Here is an 18,870-nt window from a genome sequence, read left to right on the forward strand (position 1 = left end):
CCTAGGTGCTGGGCTGTGCCGCATTAATCCGCGATAGCCAGAACAAGGCGCCAGAGGCGATCAATATAAACGGGATCATCGCAAGGTTAACCGCTGTCCAACCCTCGATTGGTGTGCCACCCGAACAATTCATCAATCCCCCAGAGGCAAGTGACGCAAGGGTTACAAAGCCAAAGACAAAGAAGTCATTCATCCCTTGCACAGCCCCTTGTTCTTCGGGGCGGTGGGCGCTGGCCAGCATCGATGTGGCGCCAATAAATCCAAAATTCCACCCGATGCCCAGCAAGATGAGCCCTGTATAAAAATTAGCAAGGGCAACGCCCGCTAGATCGGCAACACCGGCTAGGGCCAAGATCATCAACCCCAAAAACACGATGCGTTCTGATCCATATCTGGCAATCAAGTGACCGGTGAAAAAGCTGGGGACAAACATGCCAAGAACATGGGCCATCACCACATCCGCCGCGTGATTTTGCGTGTATCCACAGCCGACTACGGCCAAAGGCGTTGATGTCATCACCAAATTCATCAGGGCATACGAGACCATGCCACAAATTATGGCCACTGCAATGCGTGGAGTTTTCAATAGCTCTAGGCGAGATCGGCTGGGTAGGGCATCGTGTTTTGGTGCCGCAGGTCGCGGGATATCAAGAAGCATAAACAGACCAGCCCCCAAAAGATTGATCATAACAACTGCCAAATAAACCCCCAGAAACGGGACAACAAACATTTCTGCTGTCAGCTTGACAAGTTGAGGCCCAAATACCGCTGAAATCAGCCCCCCCGCCATCACATAAGAGATGGCCTTGGGACGAAAGGATTCTGTGACGCTGTCAACGGCGGCAAATCGGAAAAAACCTTGTGCCGACATATAGATACCGGTGAAGTATGACCCCAGTAAAAACAGGCTAAATGAATTGATATGCAGTGCATAGGCGCAGAGAATGGCCCCGATCACGCCCCCCAATGCGCCAATTAAAAAACCAGCCTTCCGACCCAATTTTTGCATGACATTGGCCAACCATGGTGCGGTGGTCATCGATCCAAATACAATCAGTGAAATCGGCAAGGTCGCCCAGCAAATATTGGATGCCATCGATTGCCCTGCAAGACCCGCCACCACAAATATCATGGGCATTTGCGCCCCAAGAAAGGCCTGAGCGCAGACCAATAGAATAAGGTTTCGTTTAGCGGTTGGTGTCAGTGCTGTCATGGGATTGCCTGTCGATTATGTGGGCGAAACTGCCTGCATAATGTCCGTTTATCAAGCCAATATCGCCCAAACTTGAATTTTCTGCATCTTTGGCCGCAAACAGCGGCTGACCGCGGGCGCGCAGGGTTGTTGCATAATGGAACTCGTGCCCCATCAAATCACCTTGCCAAAACCCATATGGTGATAATCTGCGATACCCTAGATGTAGTTTTCTTGTTTCGAAGCTGGTTTCTAGATCAAGCAGGCCAAGCATCTGATGGCGGGTTCCATCCGCATCGATCAAACCCTGCCCCATAGCCATATAGCCCCCGCATTCGCCATAAACGGAGGCAGCGTTACGTACGCCACTTAGGAAGGCAGAATTGCTGGCAAGGCGCGCCGCATGCAATTCAGGATAACCACCGGGTAAAAAGACAAGGTCTGCATCCGGAACCGGTGCTTGATCCGCCAATGGGGAAAAAAACGAAAGAGTGGCGCCAGCGTCGCGCCAATCACGCAAGATATGCGGGTAGGCAAAGGCAAAGGCCGCATCTGATGCCACCGCAATATTTTGCGCTGGGGGCGCAAGGGGGGGCTGCGCAACATCTGCGCATTTGGTAGGCTGCATCAGGGCCATAAGCGCGTCTAAATCAACTGCATCAGACACCAAACGCGCCGCCTGATTTAAAAACAAATCGAGGTCAGCGTGTTCCGCCGCCTGTACCAAACCTAAATGGCGCGAAGGCATATTCAGAGTCTTCGTACGATAAAGAGCGCCCAAAACTGGAATTTCCAGAGGTTCAAGCGCGCGACGTAGCATTGTCTCGTGTCGAGGGCTACCGACCTTGTTGAGAATAAGCCCTGCTATTTTCACCGCCGGATCATGATTGGCAAAGCCCGCGGCAACGGCCGCCACCGATTGCGCTTGTGACGCCACATCCAACACCAAGACCACCGGTAGGTTTAAAATTCGGGCCAAGTTTGCGGTTGAACCTTGACCAATTGGCGGGGCACCATCAAACAAGCCCATCGCACCTTCGACAATTAGGGGAACATTTCCTTGGGCTAGGGATTGGATGCGGGGGGGGCTCATGGCCCATGCATCCAGATTTATACATGTACCATCAGAAGCGGCCATGTGAAACCTTGGGTCAATGTAATCTGGGCCGCTTTTGGCGGATCGCACTCTCTGGCCGCGAATGTTGAGCGCGCGCAACAGGCCAAGCGTCACAGTTGTTTTGCCGCTAGCTGATGATGGTGCGGATATGATTATGCCGCTGGTCTGGCTCACGTCGCCTCTGCGGGGCGGCCACGGCCCAAGGGGTCAAGATTGCGCGGAGGGGTGCCGATGATCATACCTTGCCAATCGAGCACTTGGCGCATGAGAACCGAACGCCCGACACAGATGATTGCAGGGGGTTCAAAGGCTGATTTCTCGACATCTGTCTCTAGCGTGCCCAGGGTTGTTTCTAGGACCTGTTGATCTGGGGTTGTGGCGTTACTGACAAGGGCAACGGGCTCGTCTGCCGCGCGTCCTGCCGCCAATAGGGCATCTGCGATACGCGATATATGTTTGATGCCCATATAGATAACCAAAACTTGGCTACCTTGGGAAATTGCTGACCAATTTAACGAGCTGGGGGTATTGCCGTTCTGATCATGGCCCGTCACGAAAGTAACCGATTGGTTTACGTCGCGGTGGGTAACCGGAATGCCAGCATAGGCCAATCCGCCAATTCCAGCCGAGATGCCGGGAATAATACGGATGGGAATGCCATGCTGTACCAATGTTTGCGCCTCTTCGCCGCCACGCCCAAAAACGAATGGGTCGCCCCCCTTTAGGCGCAGAACGCGACGACCCGCCTGAGCCAAATCCACCAATTGCAGGGATATATCGCGCTGTTTTGCGGACGGTTTACCCCCGCGTTTCCCAGCATAAATCAGTTCCGCGCTGTCAGAGGCCCATTCTAATATCTTAGGGCCAACCAATGCATCATAGACGATAACATCTGCTTGGCGAAGGGCGTTTAGGGCGTGCAGGGTCAGCAACCCGGGATCACCAGGGCCTGCGCCGCACAGCCAAACCCAACCCTGATCAAGCGTGGGCCATTCATGAGCGGGGAGAAGATTCGTATGTTCCATATCTGTGTTATGCAGGATGTCGGGCAGAATGGCGAGCCAGAAGCGTCGAAAATATCACCGTTGGCGTCAGAGAAAATCATCCCTATAGTCTGTCGCATGACACGCAAACCAACAGGGGAATTGCGCCGTGGCTGGACCACAGGCGCCTGCGCAACAGCGGCAACCAAGGCCGCCTTGCAGGCGCTGTGGGGTGGGGAAACCCCCAAAACCGTAACCATAGAATTGCCACGTGGGGAATGCCCGAAATTCGATGTTGCACACAGCGCATATGGGAAGGGTTGGGCCGAGGTTGGAATCATAAAAGACGCAGGGGATGATCCGGATGTTACCCATGGCGCATTGATTATTTCGCGCGTTTGCATGGGGGATGATGGGATTGAATTTCGGGCGGGTGAGGGCGTGGGGACGGTTACCAAGGCTGGATTGCCATTGGCAATTGGCGAGGCGGCGATCAACCCAAAGCCGCGAGAAATGATGAGAAATATTGTTTTAGAACAATGCTCTGCATTTAATACTTCACCTAATGTTCAGATTGAAATTTCCATCCCAAATGGCGCTGAGATTGCCAAGAAAACGTGGAATGGACGATTGGGAATCATTGGCGGTCTATCGGTTCTGGGAACCACAGGAATTGTACGCCCCTTTAGCTGTGCCGCTTGGATCGCCTCTATTCATCGTGGCATAGACGTGGCCCGCGCCGAGGGCGTGGTGCATGTGGCCGGATGTACGGGTGCCACCTCGGAAAAGGTGGTTCAAGAGCTATATGGATTACCGGAATTTGCAATGCTGGATATGGGCGATTTCGCAGGTGGGATGCTAAAATACTTGCGCAAGAACCCGATCGCCAACGTCACCATTGGCGGTGGAATTGGAAAGATGGCGAAATTGGCGCAGGGTGCCGTTGATTTGCATTCCGCGCGTAGTCAGGTGGATTTCGCGCATTTGAATCAATGGTGCCCTGTGGATGTATCACAGGCGAATACCACATTAGAAGCCTATCAACTGGCAGGGCCCGAACTAGCACAGGCTATCGCAGATCATGCTAGACAGGCTGTTGAGAGACAGTTGGGTGGTGCGCAGATTGCCATCGATACGGTGGTGATTGATCGGGCGGGCACTGTTTTGGCACGGTCTGCTGATGAATAGGGACATGGGCGCAGGTCTGGTTCTGGCCGGTACGTCAGAGGCACGCGAGATTTGCCATTTGTTGGCGTCGCAGGAGATCAGGGCAATCGCGTCTATGGCAGGGGTTACGCGCCGCCCACAAACGCTGCATTTACCCACACGCACCGGTGGCTTTGGCGGTGCGGCGGGGTTTAAGGCCTATCTGAGCGCGCAAAAGATATCTTGGGTATTAGATGCCACGCATCCCTTTGCGGTACAGATGAGCCAAACAGCGGCAAGCCTGTGCAGCGAGCAAAATATTCCCTACCTGATGTTACAGCGCGCACCGTGGACAGCACAAAGCCAAGACCAGTGGCACATGATTGACGATGTTTCAGAGTTACCTGCCTTGATCCCCGAGGGACATGTGGTGTTCTTGGGCACGGGGCGGCAAACCTTGATGGATTACCATATTTTGCAGGGGCGACGGCTAATATGCCGTGTGATCGATGGGCCAATTGGTCCTTTCCCTTTTGAAAATGGCAAATATGCCATTGGCACCCCGCCTTTTAGTCTGGAGGAAGAGGTTGATTTTCTACGGCGGGAGAATGTGGATTGGCTGGTGGTTAAAAATGCTGGTGGCGATGGGGGGCGGGCAAAATTGGATGCGGCACGTCAGCTGAACCTGCCTGTCGCGATGTATCGCCGCAAGAGCATACCATCGGTAAGAACCGTATCAACGGTACGCGCGGCATTGGGGTGGATCAAGGAGCAAGGGTCGAATGGATGAACGCTGTATCACCTCGCAGGGCTGTATCGCCGAGGGCGCGGGGTACCTCTGCGCCAATCATCCTGAATTCCAGGAAGTAGTGCCTCAACTAGATGAAATCCCCTTGCGATTGCGCGGCGATGGCTTCGAAGCGGTGCTCAAAGCGATTGTAGGGCAACAAGTATCACTGGCCTCAGCACAAAGCATCTGGGCGCGATTAGAAGGTGCGGGCCTTTCTACACAGGGGGGCGTGGCGCGAGCCAGCGAAGCAGAGTTGCGGGCCTGTGGCCTATCACGGCCTAAGGTGCGCTATGCAATTGGCTTAGCGGATAGCGATATTGATTATGGCGCGCTGCGCTCTCTACCCAGCACGGATGTGATCGCGCGGTTGATAGAAATCAAAGGTATCGGAACGTGGAGCGCCGAAATCTATGCGATGTTTTCACTTGGGCGTGCGGATGTTTTTGCCCATGGGGATCTGGCGTTACAGGAGGCAACGCGCCATATGTATGGTTTGAATGCGCGCCCCAGCGAGAGGCAAATGCGCGAACTGGCCCTAAAATGGTCTCCGTGGCGCGGCGTTGCGGCGCGCATTCTTTGGGCCTATTACAAACAGATCAAATCACGCGAAGGAATTTAAGCATGACACTCACCTCGTATCGAAAAGAACCGAAATCAGGCACAGCCGATAGCTTGGTTGTTTTTCTGCATGGGTTTGGCGCAGATGGCAAAGATTTGTTGGGCTTGGCTGATCCGTTGGCGGATTACCTGCCCAATACGGTGTTTGTATCCCCTGATGCGCCCAGCAGATGTTCCGTCAATCCGATGGGGTATCAGTGGTTTCCGATTCCGCGAATGGATGGATCCAGCGAAGAGGCGGCGATCGCGGGGATGCAGACCGCTGTTGGTGCACTCGATGAATTTTTGGATGAATTGGCCGAAAGTACCAAGATAGCACCGCAGCGCACCGTCTTGGTTGGATTTTCTCAAGGCACAATGATGAGCCTGCATGTGGCACCGCGCCGCGCAGAGGCCTTGGCGGGGGTGGTCGGATTCTCGGGATTGTTGCGCAACCCTCAAGATTTGGAACAAGAGATCAAGCATAGATCGCCTGTGTTATTAGTGCATGGAGATGCCGATGATGTGGTGCCCTACGCCGAGATGGCCAAGGCTGCGGATGTGTTGGCGGCGCTGGATGTGCCCACCTATACCCATACTTCCCCCAATACTGCGCATGGGATTGCGCCCGATGGGCTAAGCCAAGCTCTGGCCTTTATAAAGCAGGTTTTGTAACGAAAATATAACTCTATCTAGGGGGTTGTTTGTTTTTGTAGTCTATATATAGTTTTTGGTGATTGGGACGGGATGTTCCCGTTCCGGTGATTTAAATCGTCAGAACAGGAATAGAGTGCACCATGAACACCGAATTCTCTGATAACTTTGTCAGATCGCCAAGCCGCCTTAAACAAAATCCGGCCCTTGTCCTGAATGCGGATTATCGTCCGTTGTCCTATTTTCCGCTATCGCTTTGGTCTTGGCAAGATGCGGTAAAGGCGGCCTATCTAGGGCGTGTGGATGTGGTATCGGAATACGATACCGTTGTGCATTCGCCCTCGACTGAAATTAGAATCCCCTCGGTTATTGTATTGCGGGACTTTGTGAAGATGGAAAAATCAGCGGCCTTCACGCGGTTTAATCTGTTTTTACGCGATGAGTTTACCTGTCAGTATTGTGGTTGCTCTGGCGAGATGACCTTTGATCATGTTGTGCCACGCGCACGGGGGGGCAAAACCACATGGCAGAATGTTGTAGCCTCTTGTAGCCCCTGTAATCTGCGCAAAGGTTCAAGATCTGTGCGCCAAGCGGGCATGCAATTGATGCGCCCTGCTAAACAGCCAAGCCCAAACGAGCTGATGAATGCGGGGCGCAAATTCCCGCCCAACTATATGCACGAAAGCTGGACGGATTTTCTGTACTGGGATGCTGAACTAGAGGCCTAGGTTGGGCGTTTGAGAAAGGCCAGTAACCAAATGCCTGCCAATGCGGCGCTGAGAACACCGTTCCAACCTGCCATCGAAAGACCAAGGAAGTCCCAAGCTATCTCATCACAGCGCGTGATCGGTGCCGCCATGATCTTATCAAACAACTCCGAAGTTGTTAGACCGTCATTGCTGGACGAGGTGCATGTATTGGGGCCTTGCCACCATTTTTGCTCTACACCGGCATGGTAAAGCCCAACTGCGGCTGTCGCCAAGGCGGCTATAGCCCCAAGCAAGGCCAATCCGGTTTCACGCAATGCCAGTGCAACAATCCCGATACCAATGGCTGCGGCATGCGGCCAGCGTTGCCAGAGGCACATTTTGCATGGCGCGAGGCCGCCAATGTGTTGAAACGCATAGGCACCCCCCAGTAGGGCAATAGAGCCAAGCGTTGCCAACCCGATTAATTTCAAAGGTTTCATAAGAGTTTCACCAAAATGAAGCCACCAAGTAGAAGGATACAAAACAGGGTAAACATCAATCCTAAGCGTTTTTCAATGAAATCCCGAATAGGCAGGCCGAATTTCCATAACAATCCCGCGATTACGAAAAAGATTGTCGCGCGTGCAATCAAAGACCACAGCATAAAGGCGGCGAAATTCATACCCGTTACACCCGATGTGATGGTGATTACCTTATAGGGGAAGGGGGTTAGACCTGCGATCAGAACAGCCCAGTGACCCTGTGCGTTAAAACGGATTTTAAAGGCCTCGAAGTTTTCGGTCTTGTGGTAAAATTCTAGGATTGGTTGCCCAAGGGTGTCGAACAATTGCGCCCCGATGAAATACCCCAGAGCCCCCCCAGAAACAGACCCTAGTGTTACAATCGTGGCCACCAGAAAGGCGCGATTAGGGGATGCAATAATAATCGGAATCATCAGCACATGTGGGGGAATTGGGAAAACAGAGCTCTCGATAAAGGCGATAAAGCCAAGTGCCAGCAATGCATAGCGGCTGTCTGAAAAGGAGAGCGTCCAATCGTAGAGTTTTCTGAGCATGGGAACTTGCCTTTTTCACCCCACAAAGCAGGGAATTCAGGAATGGTCAAGGGCAATGACTTGCATGGGATCAGGGGCGGGCATAGTCTGGCCCAAAGAAACCAAGGAGAAGCCGATGAAATGGCGCAATGCGCGGGGTAGCCGCAATATCGAAGATCGCAGATCCAGCGGCGGTAACAAAGCGCGGGCTGGCGGCGGTATGGGAATTCTCGGACTGGTTGTTGTTTTGGGCATTGGGTATTTTTTCGATGTGGACGTATCCTCTCTGCTAAGCAATCAATCCAACACAACGGTGCGCAGTAGCGCTGGTGGTGAAATGAGCCAGAAAGATAAAGAAGCTGGGGCCTTTGTCTCGGCCGCTCTTGGTTATACCGAAGAGGTCTGGCACGCGGTCTTCCCCAAGCAGGTTGGCAAAGCCTACCGCCCCACAACATTGGTATTGTTCAAGGGGGTTACGCAGTCCCCTTGTGGCAGTGCATCAGGGGCAACCGGGCCATTTTATTGCCCTGCGGATCGCAAGGTCTATTTGGACACAGATTTTTTCACCACATTGTCTAATCGACTGGGCGCTAAGGGTGATTTTGCCGCCGCCTATGTTGTAGGCCACGAGGTAGCACATCATGTGCAAAATGAACTGGGCGTTCTAACCAAGGCAAACAGGGCACGCAAATCTATGTCAGCACGCGATTCAAATCTGGTATCTGTGATGATCGAGTTGCAGGCCGATTGTTTTGCGGGGATTTGGGCGCGATTTAGCGCCGAGCGCCTTGGGGTGATTGAATCCGGTGATATCGAAGAGGCTATGAACGCAGCCAAGCGGATTGGGGATGATACCCTGCAACGCAATGCTGGCAAACGTCCACAACCTCATACCTATACCCATGGTACATCCGAGCAAAGACAGCGGTGGTTTGCGCGAGGATATCAATCCGCCGAGATGGGACAATGTGATACTTTTGCTGCGCAACAGCTATAGGGCAGACGGTGGCTAGAAAGTCAGATTATTTTGTGACTTTTGTGCGAAATCTGGTTGACGGCACAGTGCCATACGGGTACATCGCCCATGTGTACTGAGCCCGAGTGGCGGAATTGGTAGACGCGACGGATTCAAAATCCGTTTCCTCACGGAGTGCCGGTTCAAGTCCGGCCTCGGGTACCACAAACAAAAAAGCGCTCTGCATTCGCAGGGCGCTTTTTTGTTGGCATAACGTGCTGTTACAAATGACAAAAGCCCCGAGGGGCCTTTGCAATTTTGGTGCTGATTATTGGCTGATGCGATGCCGCAGGCCTTAGGCGAAGATCTCGCCTAGGGCACGATTTATTGCATCGGCGATTTGATCCAAATCATCCTTGGTAGAGATCAGCGCAGGTGAAAGGCATATGGTGTTGTTGTATCCTGGAACCGAGCGATTGGTCGCGCCGATGATCACACCTTGGGCCATACAGTTCCCGACCACGGCTTGGACCTGGGCCTCGGGGGCGGGAGTGCGGCTATCGCGGTCTGCGACCAACTCTACGCCACAAAATAGCCCCTTGCCACGGATATCGCCGATGCAGGCGTGCTTGTCCTGTAATTCGGCCAATTTACCCATCAGGTATTCGCCCATTTCAGTTGTATTCTGAAGCAGGTTTTCGGATTCGATGATTTTCATGTTCTCGATGGCGGCGGTAGGGCCAGCAGTACAGCCCCCAAAAGTAGAGATATCGCGGAAGTAGCCCATCGGATCGTCTGCGTCTTTGAACATGTCAAAGACCGCTTCTGTCGTTACGGTACAGGAAATAGCGGCATACCCCGAGGCGACGCCCTTGGCCATGGTTACAAAATCAGGCTTGATGCCATAGTGCTGGTAGCCAAACCATGTGCCTGTGCGCCCAATGCCACAAACAACCTCGTCTATATGCAGCAGGATTTCGTATTTTTTACACAGGGCTTGTACACCTTCCCAATAGCCCTCTGGCGGGGTGATAACGCCCCCTCCTGCGGTTACTGGTTCCAGCACCATCGAACCAATGGTTTCGGGGCCTTCGCGCAAAATGATCGCCTCGATCGCATCAAGGGAATTTTTTGTATAGTCGCCGCCCTCATATTGTGAGTGGTACTCGAGGCAGTGCGGGATTTCTACAAATCCTGGCGTGTATGGGCCGTATTGGGCGTTGCGCTCTTGTTGTCCACCTGCCGATAGATTGGTGATTGTGGTACCATGGTAGTCGCGCGCGCGGTATAGGATTTTGGATTTTTTGCCACCGTGGTGTTTATGGCTGATCTGACGCACCATTTTATAGACTTTTTCATTGGCCTCTGATCCAGAATTGGAAAAATAGATGCGGCTAAGGCCGGGCATTTTATCCAACAGCATTTCAGAAAAGATAGACGAGGGAATAGACCCTGCGGAGCCTGCGAAATAATTCATCTTGACCAGTTGATCGCGCACCGCATCGGCGATTTCGGTGCGGCCGTAGCCGACATTCACGGTCCATACACCACCAGACACGGCATCAAGAAATTCGCTGCCTTTTTGATCCCAAACGCGCATGCCTTTACCCTCGACAATTATGCGTGGGTCGATCTGAGATTCGAAGGGTTTGTGTTGAACCAAATGGTGCCATACGTTGCGACGATCGGCTTCAACAATGTGTTCTAGGTCGTTACGAGTTGAATAATCCATAGGGTTGCTCCTGTTAACGGTTTAACAAGAGCTTGGCATATATCAGAAATTTGTCGTCAATTTATTCGACATGTCATGTCGTAAAATGATCAAAGGTTTGCGCGAGCAAGATCGCATCAGCGTAGCGCGGGTTAATAAATCGCGAAAGGCCCTGATAAAGTCTGTGCGAGGGCTGTGTGGGGCCAAGACCCAATTCCGTTGTTTTGGGCGATCAGTGCCAGTTGCTGGCGGGCGGCATCGGTTTTGCCAATGGTAACCAAAGCTTGGCCATAGTAGCTGCGCGCAAGATTATACTTAGGGCTTATTTCTAACGCACGCTGGTAATATTGTAGGGCCTTTTCCATGTTGCCTGACTTGCGGTTTACAAAACCTTTGTAGTTCAAAATTCGTGGATCAGATTGGTTCGAGGCTAGATTGAGCAATTTTAGCGCGTTTTTGTATTGCCCGTCATAGGCAAATTCGCGGGCATTTTGGTAGATCAGATCATCAGATAGGCCCGTTTCCTTATCGGGCTCTATACAAGTTTCTGTTTCTGCATCCCAGATTTGACCATCTTCGCAATGGGTCGTGGTTTCGGTTGGCTCTGGTGGGGTTGGGGTGCTGGATCCTGCGGCCAGAGTGGCGCTGGGAAAACAGCTGATCGTTAGGACGCAAAGCAATGTGGTGGGCTTCATACTGGTCTCCTGAAATAGCGGCTATAATGGGTGAAAGCTTAACGCCAGATATCACAGGGACAAGTGTTTTTAGATTGCGAGCTAGAATGAGATGTGAAAAGGCCCGCACATTTCTGCGCAGGCCTTTAAAATCTTGCAAGAGTTGTGAAGATTACTCTTCTTCTTTCTCTTCTTTGATCAATTCGTTGCCATCTTCGTCTAGGGCAGCGGCAGAACCGATGTCGTCGAACAATTCAGCAATTTCGAATTCTGCTTCTGCTTCTGCTTCGGCGGCCAATTCTTGAATTGATTTGCCAGAGGCCTGAAGTTCGGCTTCTTCTGTTGAACGGGCAACGTTCAACTGGATAGAGCAGGTTACTTCTGGATGAAGTGCAACGGTTACTTCGTGAAGGCCCAATTCTTTGATCGGGGCAACAAGTACGATTTGCTTTTTATCAACAGTAAAGCCAGCTTCGGTTGCAGCATCAGCCGCGTCACGGTTGGTTACAGAGCCATACAATGCACCAGCGTCAGACGCAGAGCGAATCACAACGAACTGTTGGCCATCCAATTTTTCAGCAACAGCGGTTGCTTCTTTTTGGGTTTCCAGGTTCTTGGCTTCTAGTTGGGCTTTTTGGCCTTCGAATACCATCTTGTTGGCATCGGTTGCGCGCAATGCTTTGCCCTGAGGCAATAGGTAGTTACGTGCAAAGCCTTGCTTCACAGAAACCACATCGCCCATTTGGCCTAGCTTTGCTACGCGTTCTAGTAGGATAACGTCCATGATGTTCCCCTTACTTCACTGCGTAGGGCAGAAGTGCTAGGAAGCGTGCGCGTTTGATTGCCTTAGCAAGTTCGCGTTGTTTCTTAGCAGATACTGCGGTGATACGTGATGGTACGATTTTGCCGCGCTCTGAAATAAAGCGTTGCAACAATTTCGTGTCCTTGTAATCAATCTTTGGTGCGTTTTCACCTGAGAATGGGCAGGACTTGCGACGGCGGAAAAATGGTTTGTTTGCCATGGTTTAGGTCCCTTTCTTAACGTTCACGTTCGCGACGGCGTTCTTCTTTCGCCGATTTCGCTTGGATTACTACAGATGGGCCTTCTTCATGCTCATCAACACGGATTGTCATGACGCGCATTACATCGTCATGAAGGCGCATAAGGCGCTCCATTTCTTGAACAGCTGCAGAGGGCGCATCTGATTTCAAGAAGGCATAGTGGCCCTTGCGGTTTTTGTTAATTTTATAGGCCATTGTTTTTAGGCCCCAGTATTCTTGATCAACAACTTTACCTTCGTTGTCGCTAAGAACTGCGCTGAAGTGTTCGATCAAACCTTCAGCCTGTGCGTTGGACAAGTCCTGACGCGCAATAAATACGTGCTCGTAGAGCGCCATATCATATTCCTTTTTAAAGCGTGCTTCACCATACGGGGGTATACTTTCGCGACCGTATACGAGAGGCATTCGCGTTTGAAAAACTTGCGAAAGTAAGGGGCCTTATACGCGAGCGCGCAAAACATGCAAGTAGAGACTGATTTGCCAGTAAACGCCCTGTGATCAGTGATAATGGGATGTTAAGATAAATTCTAATTAATACTTGTGGATAAAACGCTGTTTTTGGGGGTATTATGGTTAATTGCTTAGATTAAGCCATACGCTGGTCACATTTTGGCCATATTGATTGACGCATATTAAGGCGTGGTAGTAAAACCTGCACAAAGAGGTAGTTCCGATGATGAGTATGGTACAAAAATTCAAAAATCAGTTCTTGATGAACGAGGCCGGTGCAGTAACCGTGGATTGGGTGGTTCTGACTGCTGGTGTAGTCGTGCTAACTGGGCTGGTTATGGATTCTTTTGTAATTCCTGCGCAGTCTTTGCAAGACAAGGTTTCAAGCGCGATCAACAACCCAATATCTAGCAACTAGCATATCTCTTTCTGTGATGTGAATTCAGCGCCTCTTTGTGGGGCGTTTTTTCTATGCATGGCCCAAAATTTTGCCAAAACGAGACCCTATAGATTTGGGGGTGGGCAAATCGCTTTACGCGCGGGTTTGTGGCGCATAGAAAGGGTGAACAGAAATAACCAGAGTTTGATATGAAAAGAGCATTTATATTTCCTGGCCAAGGTGCGCAAACCATTGGCATGGGCAAAGATTTAGCCGACAACTTTCCAGCCGCAAAGGCCGTATTCCAAGAAGTTGACGATAGTTTAGGCGAGTCATTAAGCGGTTTGATTTGGGATGGTGCTCAAGAAGACCTTACTCTCACCCATAATGCGCAACCCGCTTTGATGGCCACCAGCATGGCGGCAATGGCGGCGCTGAATGCCGAAGGCGTTGATGTTACGTCCGCTGATTTTGTAGCGGGGCATTCTTTGGGCGAGTATTCCGCGCTTTGTGCCGCGGGTGCGCTTAGCTTGGGTGATACGGCGCGTTTGTTACGGGTGCGTGGCAACGCCATGCAGGCAGCCGTACCCGTAGGTGTTGGCGCAATGGCGGCCGTTCTAGGCCTTGGGTTTGATACCGTGGCAGAGATCGCGGATCAGGCAGCACAGGGGCAGACCTGTCAGGCGGCCAATGACAACGATCCAACGCAGGTTGTTGTTTCTGGGAATAAAGAGGCAGTCGAGCGCGCAACAGTATTGGCCAAAGAGGCCGGAGCAAAGCGCGCGCTGATGCTGCCGGTATCTGCACCCTTTCATTGTGCATTGATGCAACCCGCCGCTGATGCCATGGCAGAGGCGCTGGCCAGCGTAACACTTAACACCCCTAAGGTGCCGCTGATTGCCAATGTGCGAGCGTCTGCGCTAAGTGATGCAGATCAGATAAAGGCGTTGTTGGTGGAGCAGGTCACCGGATCTGTGCGGTGGCGCGAAAGTGTTGAATTTATGGGCGCGCAAGAGGTAACCGAAGTATTTGAAATTGGGGCGGGCAAAGCCCTGTCTGGGATGGTGCGCCGTATCGATCGTGAAATTGCCGTGAATGCGGTAGGTGATGCGGCAGGAATTGCCGCTGCTGTAGAAAAGTTGGGATAAAATGATGTTTGATTTAACAGGAAAATCTGCGCTGGTTACTGGTGCATCTGGCGGTATTGGTGGTGCGATTGCCAAGGCATTGCATGCGCAAGGCGCGAATGTGGCCTTGTCTGGGACGCGTGTTGGCCCATTGCAGGAATTAGCAGCAGAGCTGGGAGAGCGTGCTTTTGTAACGCCCTGTAACCTAGGGGATGCAGATGCGGTAGCTGCCTTGGCTGGTCAGGCCTCTGATGCGATGGGCGGGCTGGATATTCTGGTGAACAATGCAGGGATCACCCGCGATAACCTGTTTATGCGCATGTCGGATGAAGAGTGGCAGAGCGTTTTGGATGTGAATTTGACATCGACCATGCGGTTGATGAAATCAGTGATGCGCCCCATGATGAAGCAACGCTGGGGGCGAATTATCAATATCACATCCATTGTTGGTGTCACGGGTAATGCTGGGCAGGTGAATTATGCGGCATCCAAGGCAGGCATGATTGGCATGACCAAGTCCTATGCCCAAGAAATAGCGGCGCGCGGCATCACCGCCAACTGTCTGGCACCTGGGTTTATCGAAACAGCAATGACCGCAGAACTGCAAGACAGTGTACGCGACAAGCTTTTGGTAAACATCCCGCAGGGCCGCATGGGTAACCCCGAGGAGATCGCAGCATCCGTGGCATTTCTGGCCTCTGATGAGGCCAGCTATATCACCGGGCAAACCCTGCATGTGAACGGTGGCATGGCGATGATCTAACGATCGTTTTATGAACAGTTAGGGGGCAATGCCCCCTAATTTTAGGTTTTGCCATCCAGAGTGATTAGGCAAACTTCGGGTGGGCAATTGAAACGGATTGGCAGTATTGATGTCCCTAGGCCACGGGTTACAAACAGCTGTTTCTTATTTAATTCTACATGCCCATAGCTCCATGATAAGGGCGATTTAGAGGAATTCACCAGGGCTCCAAAAAACGGCAGGCGCACTTGCCCGCCATGGGTATGTCCTGAAAACATAATACCATCGCGCGCTGGCATGCTGGCAAAGCTGGCTGGGTCATGGGCCATAACGACCATCGCAGCTTGGGGGGAAACATCTGCCAATGCCGAGTTCCAATCGGTTGGTCTAGTTCCAAAATCCCCCATTCCAACCAAAGAAACAAGATGACCCGCATACTCAAGAGTCGCGGCCTCGTTCTCTAAAACTTGGATGTTCTGATCCTGCAATGCAGCCCAGATACCCGCACCGTCATGGCGCCAATCGTGATTGCCAAGAACAGCCCAAACCCCCAATGGTGCGGCTAAGGGTCCCAAAATATGCGCGATTGTTTGTGCATCAATGTTGTCTGACCCAAAATGGGGAGTGTTAAGGAAGTCGCCTAATAGGAGAATAACATCGGGTTCTTGGGCGTTTGTGATTTTTACAATTTTTTCAAAGCGCGTTAGGTCATCACTATGTGCCCCAAAATGAAAATCGCTCAGCAAGGCAATGCGCAGAGCAGGTGCCTCGGCGGGCCAGTTTTCTAGGGAGAATGTCTGTGCTGTGTGGGTAACGGGCTGGGCCTGAGAATGGGCTCGCACCCAGCGCCGAAATGCGGGCATGCGCCCCAACCGGCGGGCGCAATACCGCAATCCGGCAAACAAAGGGTCGCTAACGGTTTTTCGCAGAGACATGATCGGCCTATCTGAATATCATCCAATATAGGGTGGTCAGAATACCGGTGTAATTCAAGAGCTAAATGGGGTGCTTGCAATTTGAACACTAAAGGTGCAGATGCGAGGGATGAGCTCTGTCATCCTGTTTAATAAGCCCTTCAATGTTTTGTCCCAGTTTACCGATAAGGGGCTGGAGGGCAGTGCGCGTGAGACGCTTTCTAATTACATAGATGTGCCAGAATATTATGCCGCAGGTCGTTTGGATAAGGACAGCGAGGGATTGTTGGTTCTGACCAACAATGGGCGCCTACAGCAGCAAATTGCCAATCCAAAACACAAATGGCCCAAAACCTATGTCGCGCAGGTCGAAGGTAGCCCAAGGGAGTCAGAGCTAGAGGAATTGCGCAAGGGAATCCGGCTTAAGGATGGTATAACGCGGCCCGCAGAGATCGAACTGATCGGTGAACCAGCGGGTTTGTGGCCTAGAAATCCGCCGGTGAGGTTTCGCAAGACTGTTCCTGACAGCTGGTTAATGATTACCATCACAGAGGGGCGCAATCGTCAGGTGCGGCGAATGACTGCCGCGATCGGTTTCCCGACCCTGCGATTGATCCGCTATTCTGTGGGCGATTGGACCATTGACGAATTGGACAGTGGTGTTTGGCGCTACGCAGAATGATACCCAAGCCCCAGACCGGCTGGCCCCGACTAGCTGCGCGGTGGATAGATACCGTCCAATGCAATAACGTAGTTTACACAGAGGGCGGGCATTTCGTTGGAGTGTGCGTCTGAATAGCCCTCGCTGCTGATGCTTTCAGAGTGCAGATGTATATTGGGAACACTATCATTGTGAAAGATAGTACTGCGTGCAAGCGTATTCCCGTTTGGGATTTCGGTATCTGCCAAGGTGGCGCTTGCGGATACCTCGTGGCTGTGTTCTGGTAATTCGCTGCTGCTCAAAACCACATGATTGTTGCCGAAGCTTGCGCCCAATGGATAATACCCTAATCCAATTCCTAAGCCCTGACCCACGGCCAATCTACCTTGTAGATTTGGTAGAGCGAAGTCGCTTCGCCCATCACCGCCAAAATTAGTACCGATAACACTGTAAAGGGCTGGGTTATCGCTAATTTGTAGAATTTGCCCATCGCAAAAAGCCCAATTCTTGGGGGCAAAGATGCCAGCGAACATAGTAATTTGGCCAATATATGGTTCCATGATGAACCTCCGGATTTTTAATTATAACAAAGGTTTAAGTGCGAGAAGGATAGATTCCGGCGAGCGCGATGATAAAGTTTGTAACCAAATAGGGCTGTTGGTTTTCATGCGCTTGACCGCCCCCAGTTTCAGACAAGGACAAAGAATCCAATTCTTGGACTGGAGGGAGCGTAGAGGTGTATACTCTGGCGCTGGCCAATGCGTCACCTTTTGGATTTTGATTATCGGCCGTTAACCATGTGGACACAAGCGGGTGGTTGTGTCTGGGCATTTGGCTAAGGTTTAGTGTAACAGTTTCTGTGCCAGATTTTTCACCCACCTGCCGCGGGGCTAGCCCCTGTCCGGTACCGCTGTGCATTGCTGCGCGCCCGCGTAAATCCGGCAGGGCGAAAGTATCTATTCCATCGCCTCCAAATCTGTTGCTCAGTAGGGTAAAGAGTTCGCCATGTGATTTGGTGGATAATGTTTGTCCATCACAAAATGCCCAGTTTTCGGGGGCGAAATCGCCAGCGAATTGCGTGATTTGACCTAAAAATACAGAGTCCATTGAATTTTCCTATTGAACGTAGCGATTGAATAATATGTCGGGATTAGGATCGAACAGGGAAAGTACCCGTTAGGGCGATAATGAAATTCACGACCAGCGATGCTTGTATATTGGTGTGGCTGGAGTTACTGCCGGCAAGTCCGATGGTTTTGCTGTTCAATTTTGGTGAAGGGGTAGAGTCTTGGTGGTAAATCTTTTCCATGGCCAGAAATTGCCCGTTTGGCGAGGTGGTGGTCGCGCGGGCTCCACTGGCTATTACGTTGTGGTTGTGGGCGGGTAGGTGATCTTCTGTTAGTTTTACGGTTTCTAACCCACCTTGTTGCCCTTGAGTTTTTAGTGATAGGTTCGGGCCTTGACCGTGGTGGACGGCCACACGTCCACGCAGATCTGGCAATGCAAACTTGCTTTGCCCGTCCCCGCCATATTTCGTACCAATTATGGCAAAAAGGGCAGGATTGGAATTTGTGTTGAGAAGCTGACCGTGGCAAAAGGCCCACCCCATCGGGGCAATTATTCCGCCGAACATTTCGATTTGTCCTATTGTTGGCTCCATATATCTCTCCAGTATTAAATATTACCCCATGGGCAGAAAATGAATTGGGCAAACCAATTTCAGGTAATAGAAATCATAATGCTTACTGAAATATCAATTTAATGTAGAAAAATAGCATTCTAATTACCTTTTTGCGTGTGGATTAGATCTACCTGTAGGAGAGTGAGGGGTGAATTGTTATCCACTAACTATAATCGTGCCCGCGCTTGCCTGGAATTAAATTCATAGGCGTGATCGGTGGAATAATCGCGTATTTTGGTAAAAACATTTGCCAATGTGATTCAATATGCTATAGCGCGGCTCAGTTAATTCC

General features: G+C 51.5%; 24 protein-coding genes and 1 tRNA gene. 11 read left to right on the forward strand and 14 right to left on the reverse strand.

All coding sequences use genetic code 11. From position 1 onward, the window contains the following. Window position 1: 1 nt before the first annotated feature. Genes QQL62_RS01555 through cobA form a run of 3 tightly spaced genes read right to left on the reverse strand, consistent with a single transcriptional unit; the run spans window position 2 to window position 3,334 of the window. Entirely contained in the window at window positions 2-1,213 is a 1,212-nt protein-coding gene (locus QQL62_RS01555) for an MFS transporter (RefSeq protein WP_284375514.1), read from the reverse strand. Beyond that, complete coding sequence (locus tag QQL62_RS01560) at window positions 1,188-2,483, reverse strand: cobyrinic acid a,c-diamide synthase CobB (RefSeq protein WP_284375516.1); 1,296 nt, start codon at window positions 2,481-2,483, stop codon at window positions 1,188-1,190. The genes QQL62_RS01555 and QQL62_RS01560 overlap by 26 nt, the downstream gene beginning before the upstream one ends. Continuing rightward, entirely contained in the window at window positions 2,480-3,334 is an 855-nt protein-coding gene (cobA, locus tag QQL62_RS01565) for a uroporphyrinogen-III C-methyltransferase (RefSeq protein WP_284375519.1), read from the reverse strand. Before cobA ends, QQL62_RS01560 begins: the two co-directional genes overlap by 4 nt. A 96-nt stretch (window positions 3,335-3,430) precedes the next feature. Here cobA and QQL62_RS01570 point away from each other — a divergent pair, with 96 nt between their 5' ends. The 5 genes from QQL62_RS01570 to QQL62_RS01590 all read left to right on the forward strand — a co-directional run bounded on the left by QQL62_RS01570 (window position 3,431) and on the right by QQL62_RS01590 (window position 7,207). Continuing rightward, window positions 3,431-4,480 (forward strand): cobalt-precorrin-5B (C(1))-methyltransferase, encoded by a 1,050-nt coding sequence (locus tag QQL62_RS01570; RefSeq protein WP_284377170.1) that lies wholly within the window; start codon window positions 3,431-3,433, stop codon window positions 4,478-4,480. Continuing rightward, on the forward strand, window positions 4,473-5,228 hold the full coding sequence (locus tag QQL62_RS01575; protein WP_284375522.1) for a cobalt-precorrin-6A reductase: 756 nt from the start codon (window positions 4,473-4,475) through the stop codon (window positions 5,226-5,228). Before QQL62_RS01570 ends, QQL62_RS01575 begins: the two co-directional genes overlap by 8 nt. Beyond that, window positions 5,221-5,847 carry a DNA-3-methyladenine glycosylase family protein gene (locus QQL62_RS01580; RefSeq protein WP_284375524.1) on the forward strand — a complete coding sequence of 209 codons (627 nt, stop codon included), beginning with the start codon at window positions 5,221-5,223 and terminating at the stop codon, window positions 5,845-5,847. Before QQL62_RS01575 ends, QQL62_RS01580 begins: the two co-directional genes overlap by 8 nt. A gap of 2 nt (window positions 5,848-5,849) precedes the next feature. Further along, window positions 5,850-6,500, forward strand: a complete 651-nt coding sequence (locus QQL62_RS01585; RefSeq protein ID WP_284375526.1) for an alpha/beta hydrolase — start codon at window positions 5,850-5,852, stop codon at window positions 6,498-6,500. Window positions 6,501-6,622: 122 nt separating this feature from the next. After that, window positions 6,623-7,207: an HNH endonuclease gene (locus tag QQL62_RS01590; protein WP_284375528.1), complete on the forward strand. Its 585-nt coding sequence runs from the start codon at window positions 6,623-6,625 to the stop codon at window positions 7,205-7,207. Here the strand turns inward: QQL62_RS01590 and QQL62_RS01595 are convergent. Further along, window positions 7,204-7,668: a disulfide bond formation protein B gene (locus QQL62_RS01595; RefSeq protein ID WP_284375530.1), complete on the reverse strand. Its 465-nt coding sequence runs from the start codon at window positions 7,666-7,668 to the stop codon at window positions 7,204-7,206. The two genes, QQL62_RS01590 and QQL62_RS01595, sit on opposite strands and share 4 nt — an antisense overlap. After that, on the reverse strand, window positions 7,665-8,243 hold the full coding sequence (locus QQL62_RS01600; RefSeq protein WP_284375533.1) for a YqaA family protein: 579 nt from the start codon (window positions 8,241-8,243) through the stop codon (window positions 7,665-7,667). Before QQL62_RS01600 ends, QQL62_RS01595 begins: the two co-directional genes overlap by 4 nt. Window positions 8,244-8,358: 115 nt before the next feature. Between QQL62_RS01600 and ypfJ the strand changes: the two genes are divergently transcribed. Then, window positions 8,359-9,219, forward strand: coding sequence for a KPN_02809 family neutral zinc metallopeptidase (ypfJ, locus tag QQL62_RS01605; RefSeq protein ID WP_284375535.1), 861 nt, complete (start codon window positions 8,359-8,361; stop codon window positions 9,217-9,219). Between the two features lie 98 nt (window positions 9,220-9,317). Continuing rightward, window positions 9,318-9,402, forward strand: a tRNA-Leu gene (locus tag QQL62_RS01610). A gap of 130 nt (window positions 9,403-9,532) precedes the next feature. On the opposite strand, the gene QQL62_RS01615 is transcribed toward QQL62_RS01610, so the two are convergent. The 5 genes from QQL62_RS01615 to rpsF form a co-directional block, all read right to left on the reverse strand. After that, window positions 9,533-10,909: an aminotransferase family protein gene (locus tag QQL62_RS01615; RefSeq protein ID WP_284375537.1), complete on the reverse strand. Its 1,377-nt coding sequence runs from the start codon at window positions 10,907-10,909 to the stop codon at window positions 9,533-9,535. 131 nt (window positions 10,910-11,040) lie between these two features. Beyond that, a complete protein-coding gene (locus tag QQL62_RS01620; RefSeq protein WP_284375539.1) occupies window positions 11,041-11,583 on the reverse strand; it encodes a tetratricopeptide repeat protein in 543 nt (180 codons plus the stop codon). Window positions 11,584-11,734: 151 nt separating this feature from the next. Then, the gene (gene rplI / locus QQL62_RS01625; protein ID WP_284375541.1) at window positions 11,735-12,346 is read right to left on the reverse strand and encodes a 50S ribosomal protein L9; all 612 of its coding nucleotides are present in this window, start codon (window positions 12,344-12,346) and stop codon (window positions 11,735-11,737) included. Between the two features lie 10 nt (window positions 12,347-12,356). Next, window positions 12,357-12,584, reverse strand: coding sequence for a 30S ribosomal protein S18 (gene rpsR, locus QQL62_RS01630; protein WP_284375543.1), 228 nt, complete (start codon window positions 12,582-12,584; stop codon window positions 12,357-12,359). A 16-nt stretch (window positions 12,585-12,600) separates the two neighbouring features. Then, complete coding sequence (gene rpsF, locus QQL62_RS01635) at window positions 12,601-12,960, reverse strand: 30S ribosomal protein S6 (protein ID WP_284375545.1); 360 nt, start codon at window positions 12,958-12,960, stop codon at window positions 12,601-12,603. A gap of 337 nt (window positions 12,961-13,297) precedes the next feature. Between rpsF and QQL62_RS01640 the strand changes: the two genes are divergently transcribed. From QQL62_RS01640 to fabG, 3 genes are all read left to right on the forward strand, one after another. Then, a complete protein-coding gene (locus tag QQL62_RS01640; RefSeq protein ID WP_431355738.1) occupies window positions 13,298-13,492 on the forward strand; it encodes a hypothetical protein in 195 nt (64 codons plus the stop codon). 170 nt (window positions 13,493-13,662) lie between these two features. Next, the gene (fabD, locus tag QQL62_RS01645; protein ID WP_284375547.1) at window positions 13,663-14,601 is read left to right on the forward strand and encodes an ACP S-malonyltransferase; all 939 of its coding nucleotides are present in this window, start codon (window positions 13,663-13,665) and stop codon (window positions 14,599-14,601) included. A gap of 4 nt (window positions 14,602-14,605) precedes the next feature. Next, window positions 14,606-15,343 (forward strand): 3-oxoacyl-[acyl-carrier-protein] reductase, encoded by a 738-nt coding sequence (gene fabG / locus QQL62_RS01650; protein ID WP_284375549.1) that lies wholly within the window; start codon window positions 14,606-14,608, stop codon window positions 15,341-15,343. A 41-nt stretch (window positions 15,344-15,384) separates the two neighbouring features. On the opposite strand, the gene QQL62_RS01655 is transcribed toward fabG, so the two are convergent. Beyond that, a complete protein-coding gene (locus QQL62_RS01655) occupies window positions 15,385-16,257 on the reverse strand; it encodes a metallophosphoesterase (RefSeq protein ID WP_284375551.1) in 873 nt (290 codons plus the stop codon). A 109-nt stretch (window positions 16,258-16,366) separates the two neighbouring features. Here QQL62_RS01655 and QQL62_RS01660 point away from each other — a divergent pair, with 109 nt between their 5' ends. Then, complete coding sequence (locus QQL62_RS01660; RefSeq protein WP_284375553.1) at window positions 16,367-16,918, forward strand: pseudouridine synthase; 552 nt, start codon at window positions 16,367-16,369, stop codon at window positions 16,916-16,918. A 29-nt stretch (window positions 16,919-16,947) separates the two neighbouring features. On the opposite strand, the gene QQL62_RS01665 is transcribed toward QQL62_RS01660, so the two are convergent. Genes QQL62_RS01665 through QQL62_RS01675 form a run of 3 tightly spaced genes read right to left on the reverse strand, consistent with a single transcriptional unit; the run spans window position 16,948 to window position 18,557 of the window. After that, window positions 16,948-17,457, reverse strand: a complete 510-nt coding sequence (locus QQL62_RS01665) for a phage tail protein (protein ID WP_284375555.1) — start codon at window positions 17,455-17,457, stop codon at window positions 16,948-16,950. Between the two features lie 34 nt (window positions 17,458-17,491). Beyond that, window positions 17,492-18,004 carry a phage tail protein gene (locus tag QQL62_RS01670; RefSeq protein ID WP_284375557.1) on the reverse strand — a complete coding sequence of 171 codons (513 nt, stop codon included), beginning with the start codon at window positions 18,002-18,004 and terminating at the stop codon, window positions 17,492-17,494. A gap of 43 nt (window positions 18,005-18,047) precedes the next feature. After that, a complete protein-coding gene (locus QQL62_RS01675) occupies window positions 18,048-18,557 on the reverse strand; it encodes a phage tail protein (RefSeq protein WP_284375558.1) in 510 nt (169 codons plus the stop codon). Window positions 18,558-18,870: the final 313 nt, after the last annotated feature.

The sequence above is a fragment of the Amylibacter marinus genome (assembly GCF_030160015.1).
Taxonomy (GTDB): Bacteria; Pseudomonadota; Alphaproteobacteria; order Rhodobacterales; family Rhodobacteraceae; genus Amylibacter; species Amylibacter marinus.

Coding starts and splice junctions, on each gene's coding strand:
- QQL62_RS01555 (WP_284375514.1), bottom strand. CDS start 1,213: ATGACAGCACTGACACCAACCGCTAAACGAAACCTTATTCTATTGGTC.
- cobA (WP_284375519.1), bottom strand. CDS start 3,334: ATGGAACATACGAATCTTCTCCCCGCTCATGAATGGCCCACGCTTGAT.
- QQL62_RS01570 (WP_284377170.1), top strand. CDS start 3,431: ATGACACGCAAACCAACAGGGGAATTGCGCCGTGGCTGGACCACAGGC.
- QQL62_RS01575 (WP_284375522.1), top strand. CDS start 4,473: ATGAATAGGGACATGGGCGCAGGTCTGGTTCTGGCCGGTACGTCAGAG.
- QQL62_RS01580 (WP_284375524.1), top strand. CDS start 5,221: ATGGATGAACGCTGTATCACCTCGCAGGGCTGTATCGCCGAGGGCGCG.
- QQL62_RS01585 (WP_284375526.1), top strand. CDS start 5,850: ATGACACTCACCTCGTATCGAAAAGAACCGAAATCAGGCACAGCCGAT.
- QQL62_RS01590 (WP_284375528.1), top strand. CDS start 6,623: ATGAACACCGAATTCTCTGATAACTTTGTCAGATCGCCAAGCCGCCTT.
- QQL62_RS01595 (WP_284375530.1), bottom strand. CDS start 7,668: ATGAAACCTTTGAAATTAATCGGGTTGGCAACGCTTGGCTCTATTGCC.
- QQL62_RS01600 (WP_284375533.1), bottom strand. CDS start 8,243: ATGCTCAGAAAACTCTACGATTGGACGCTCTCCTTTTCAGACAGCCGC.
- ypfJ (WP_284375535.1), top strand. CDS start 8,359: ATGAAATGGCGCAATGCGCGGGGTAGCCGCAATATCGAAGATCGCAGA.
- QQL62_RS01615 (WP_284375537.1), bottom strand. CDS start 10,909: ATGGATTATTCAACTCGTAACGACCTAGAACACATTGTTGAAGCCGAT.
- QQL62_RS01620 (WP_284375539.1), bottom strand. CDS start 11,583: ATGAAGCCCACCACATTGCTTTGCGTCCTAACGATCAGCTGTTTTCCC.
- rplI (WP_284375541.1), bottom strand. CDS start 12,346: ATGGACGTTATCCTACTAGAACGCGTAGCAAAGCTAGGCCAAATGGGC.
- rpsR (WP_284375543.1), bottom strand. CDS start 12,584: ATGGCAAACAAACCATTTTTCCGCCGTCGCAAGTCCTGCCCATTCTCA.
- rpsF (WP_284375545.1), bottom strand. CDS start 12,960: ATGGCGCTCTACGAGCACGTATTTATTGCGCGTCAGGACTTGTCCAAC.
- QQL62_RS01640 (WP_431355738.1), top strand. CDS start 13,298: ATGATGAGTATGGTACAAAAATTCAAAAATCAGTTCTTGATGAACGAG.
- fabD (WP_284375547.1), top strand. CDS start 13,663: ATGAAAAGAGCATTTATATTTCCTGGCCAAGGTGCGCAAACCATTGGC.
- fabG (WP_284375549.1), top strand. CDS start 14,606: ATGTTTGATTTAACAGGAAAATCTGCGCTGGTTACTGGTGCATCTGGC.
- QQL62_RS01655 (WP_284375551.1), bottom strand. CDS start 16,257: ATGTCTCTGCGAAAAACCGTTAGCGACCCTTTGTTTGCCGGATTGCGG.
- QQL62_RS01660 (WP_284375553.1), top strand. CDS start 16,367: ATGAGCTCTGTCATCCTGTTTAATAAGCCCTTCAATGTTTTGTCCCAG.
- QQL62_RS01665 (WP_284375555.1), bottom strand. CDS start 17,457: ATGGAACCATATATTGGCCAAATTACTATGTTCGCTGGCATCTTTGCC.
- QQL62_RS01670 (WP_284375557.1), bottom strand. CDS start 18,004: ATGGACTCTGTATTTTTAGGTCAAATCACGCAATTCGCTGGCGATTTC.
- QQL62_RS01675 (WP_284375558.1), bottom strand. CDS start 18,557: ATGGAGCCAACAATAGGACAAATCGAAATGTTCGGCGGAATAATTGCC.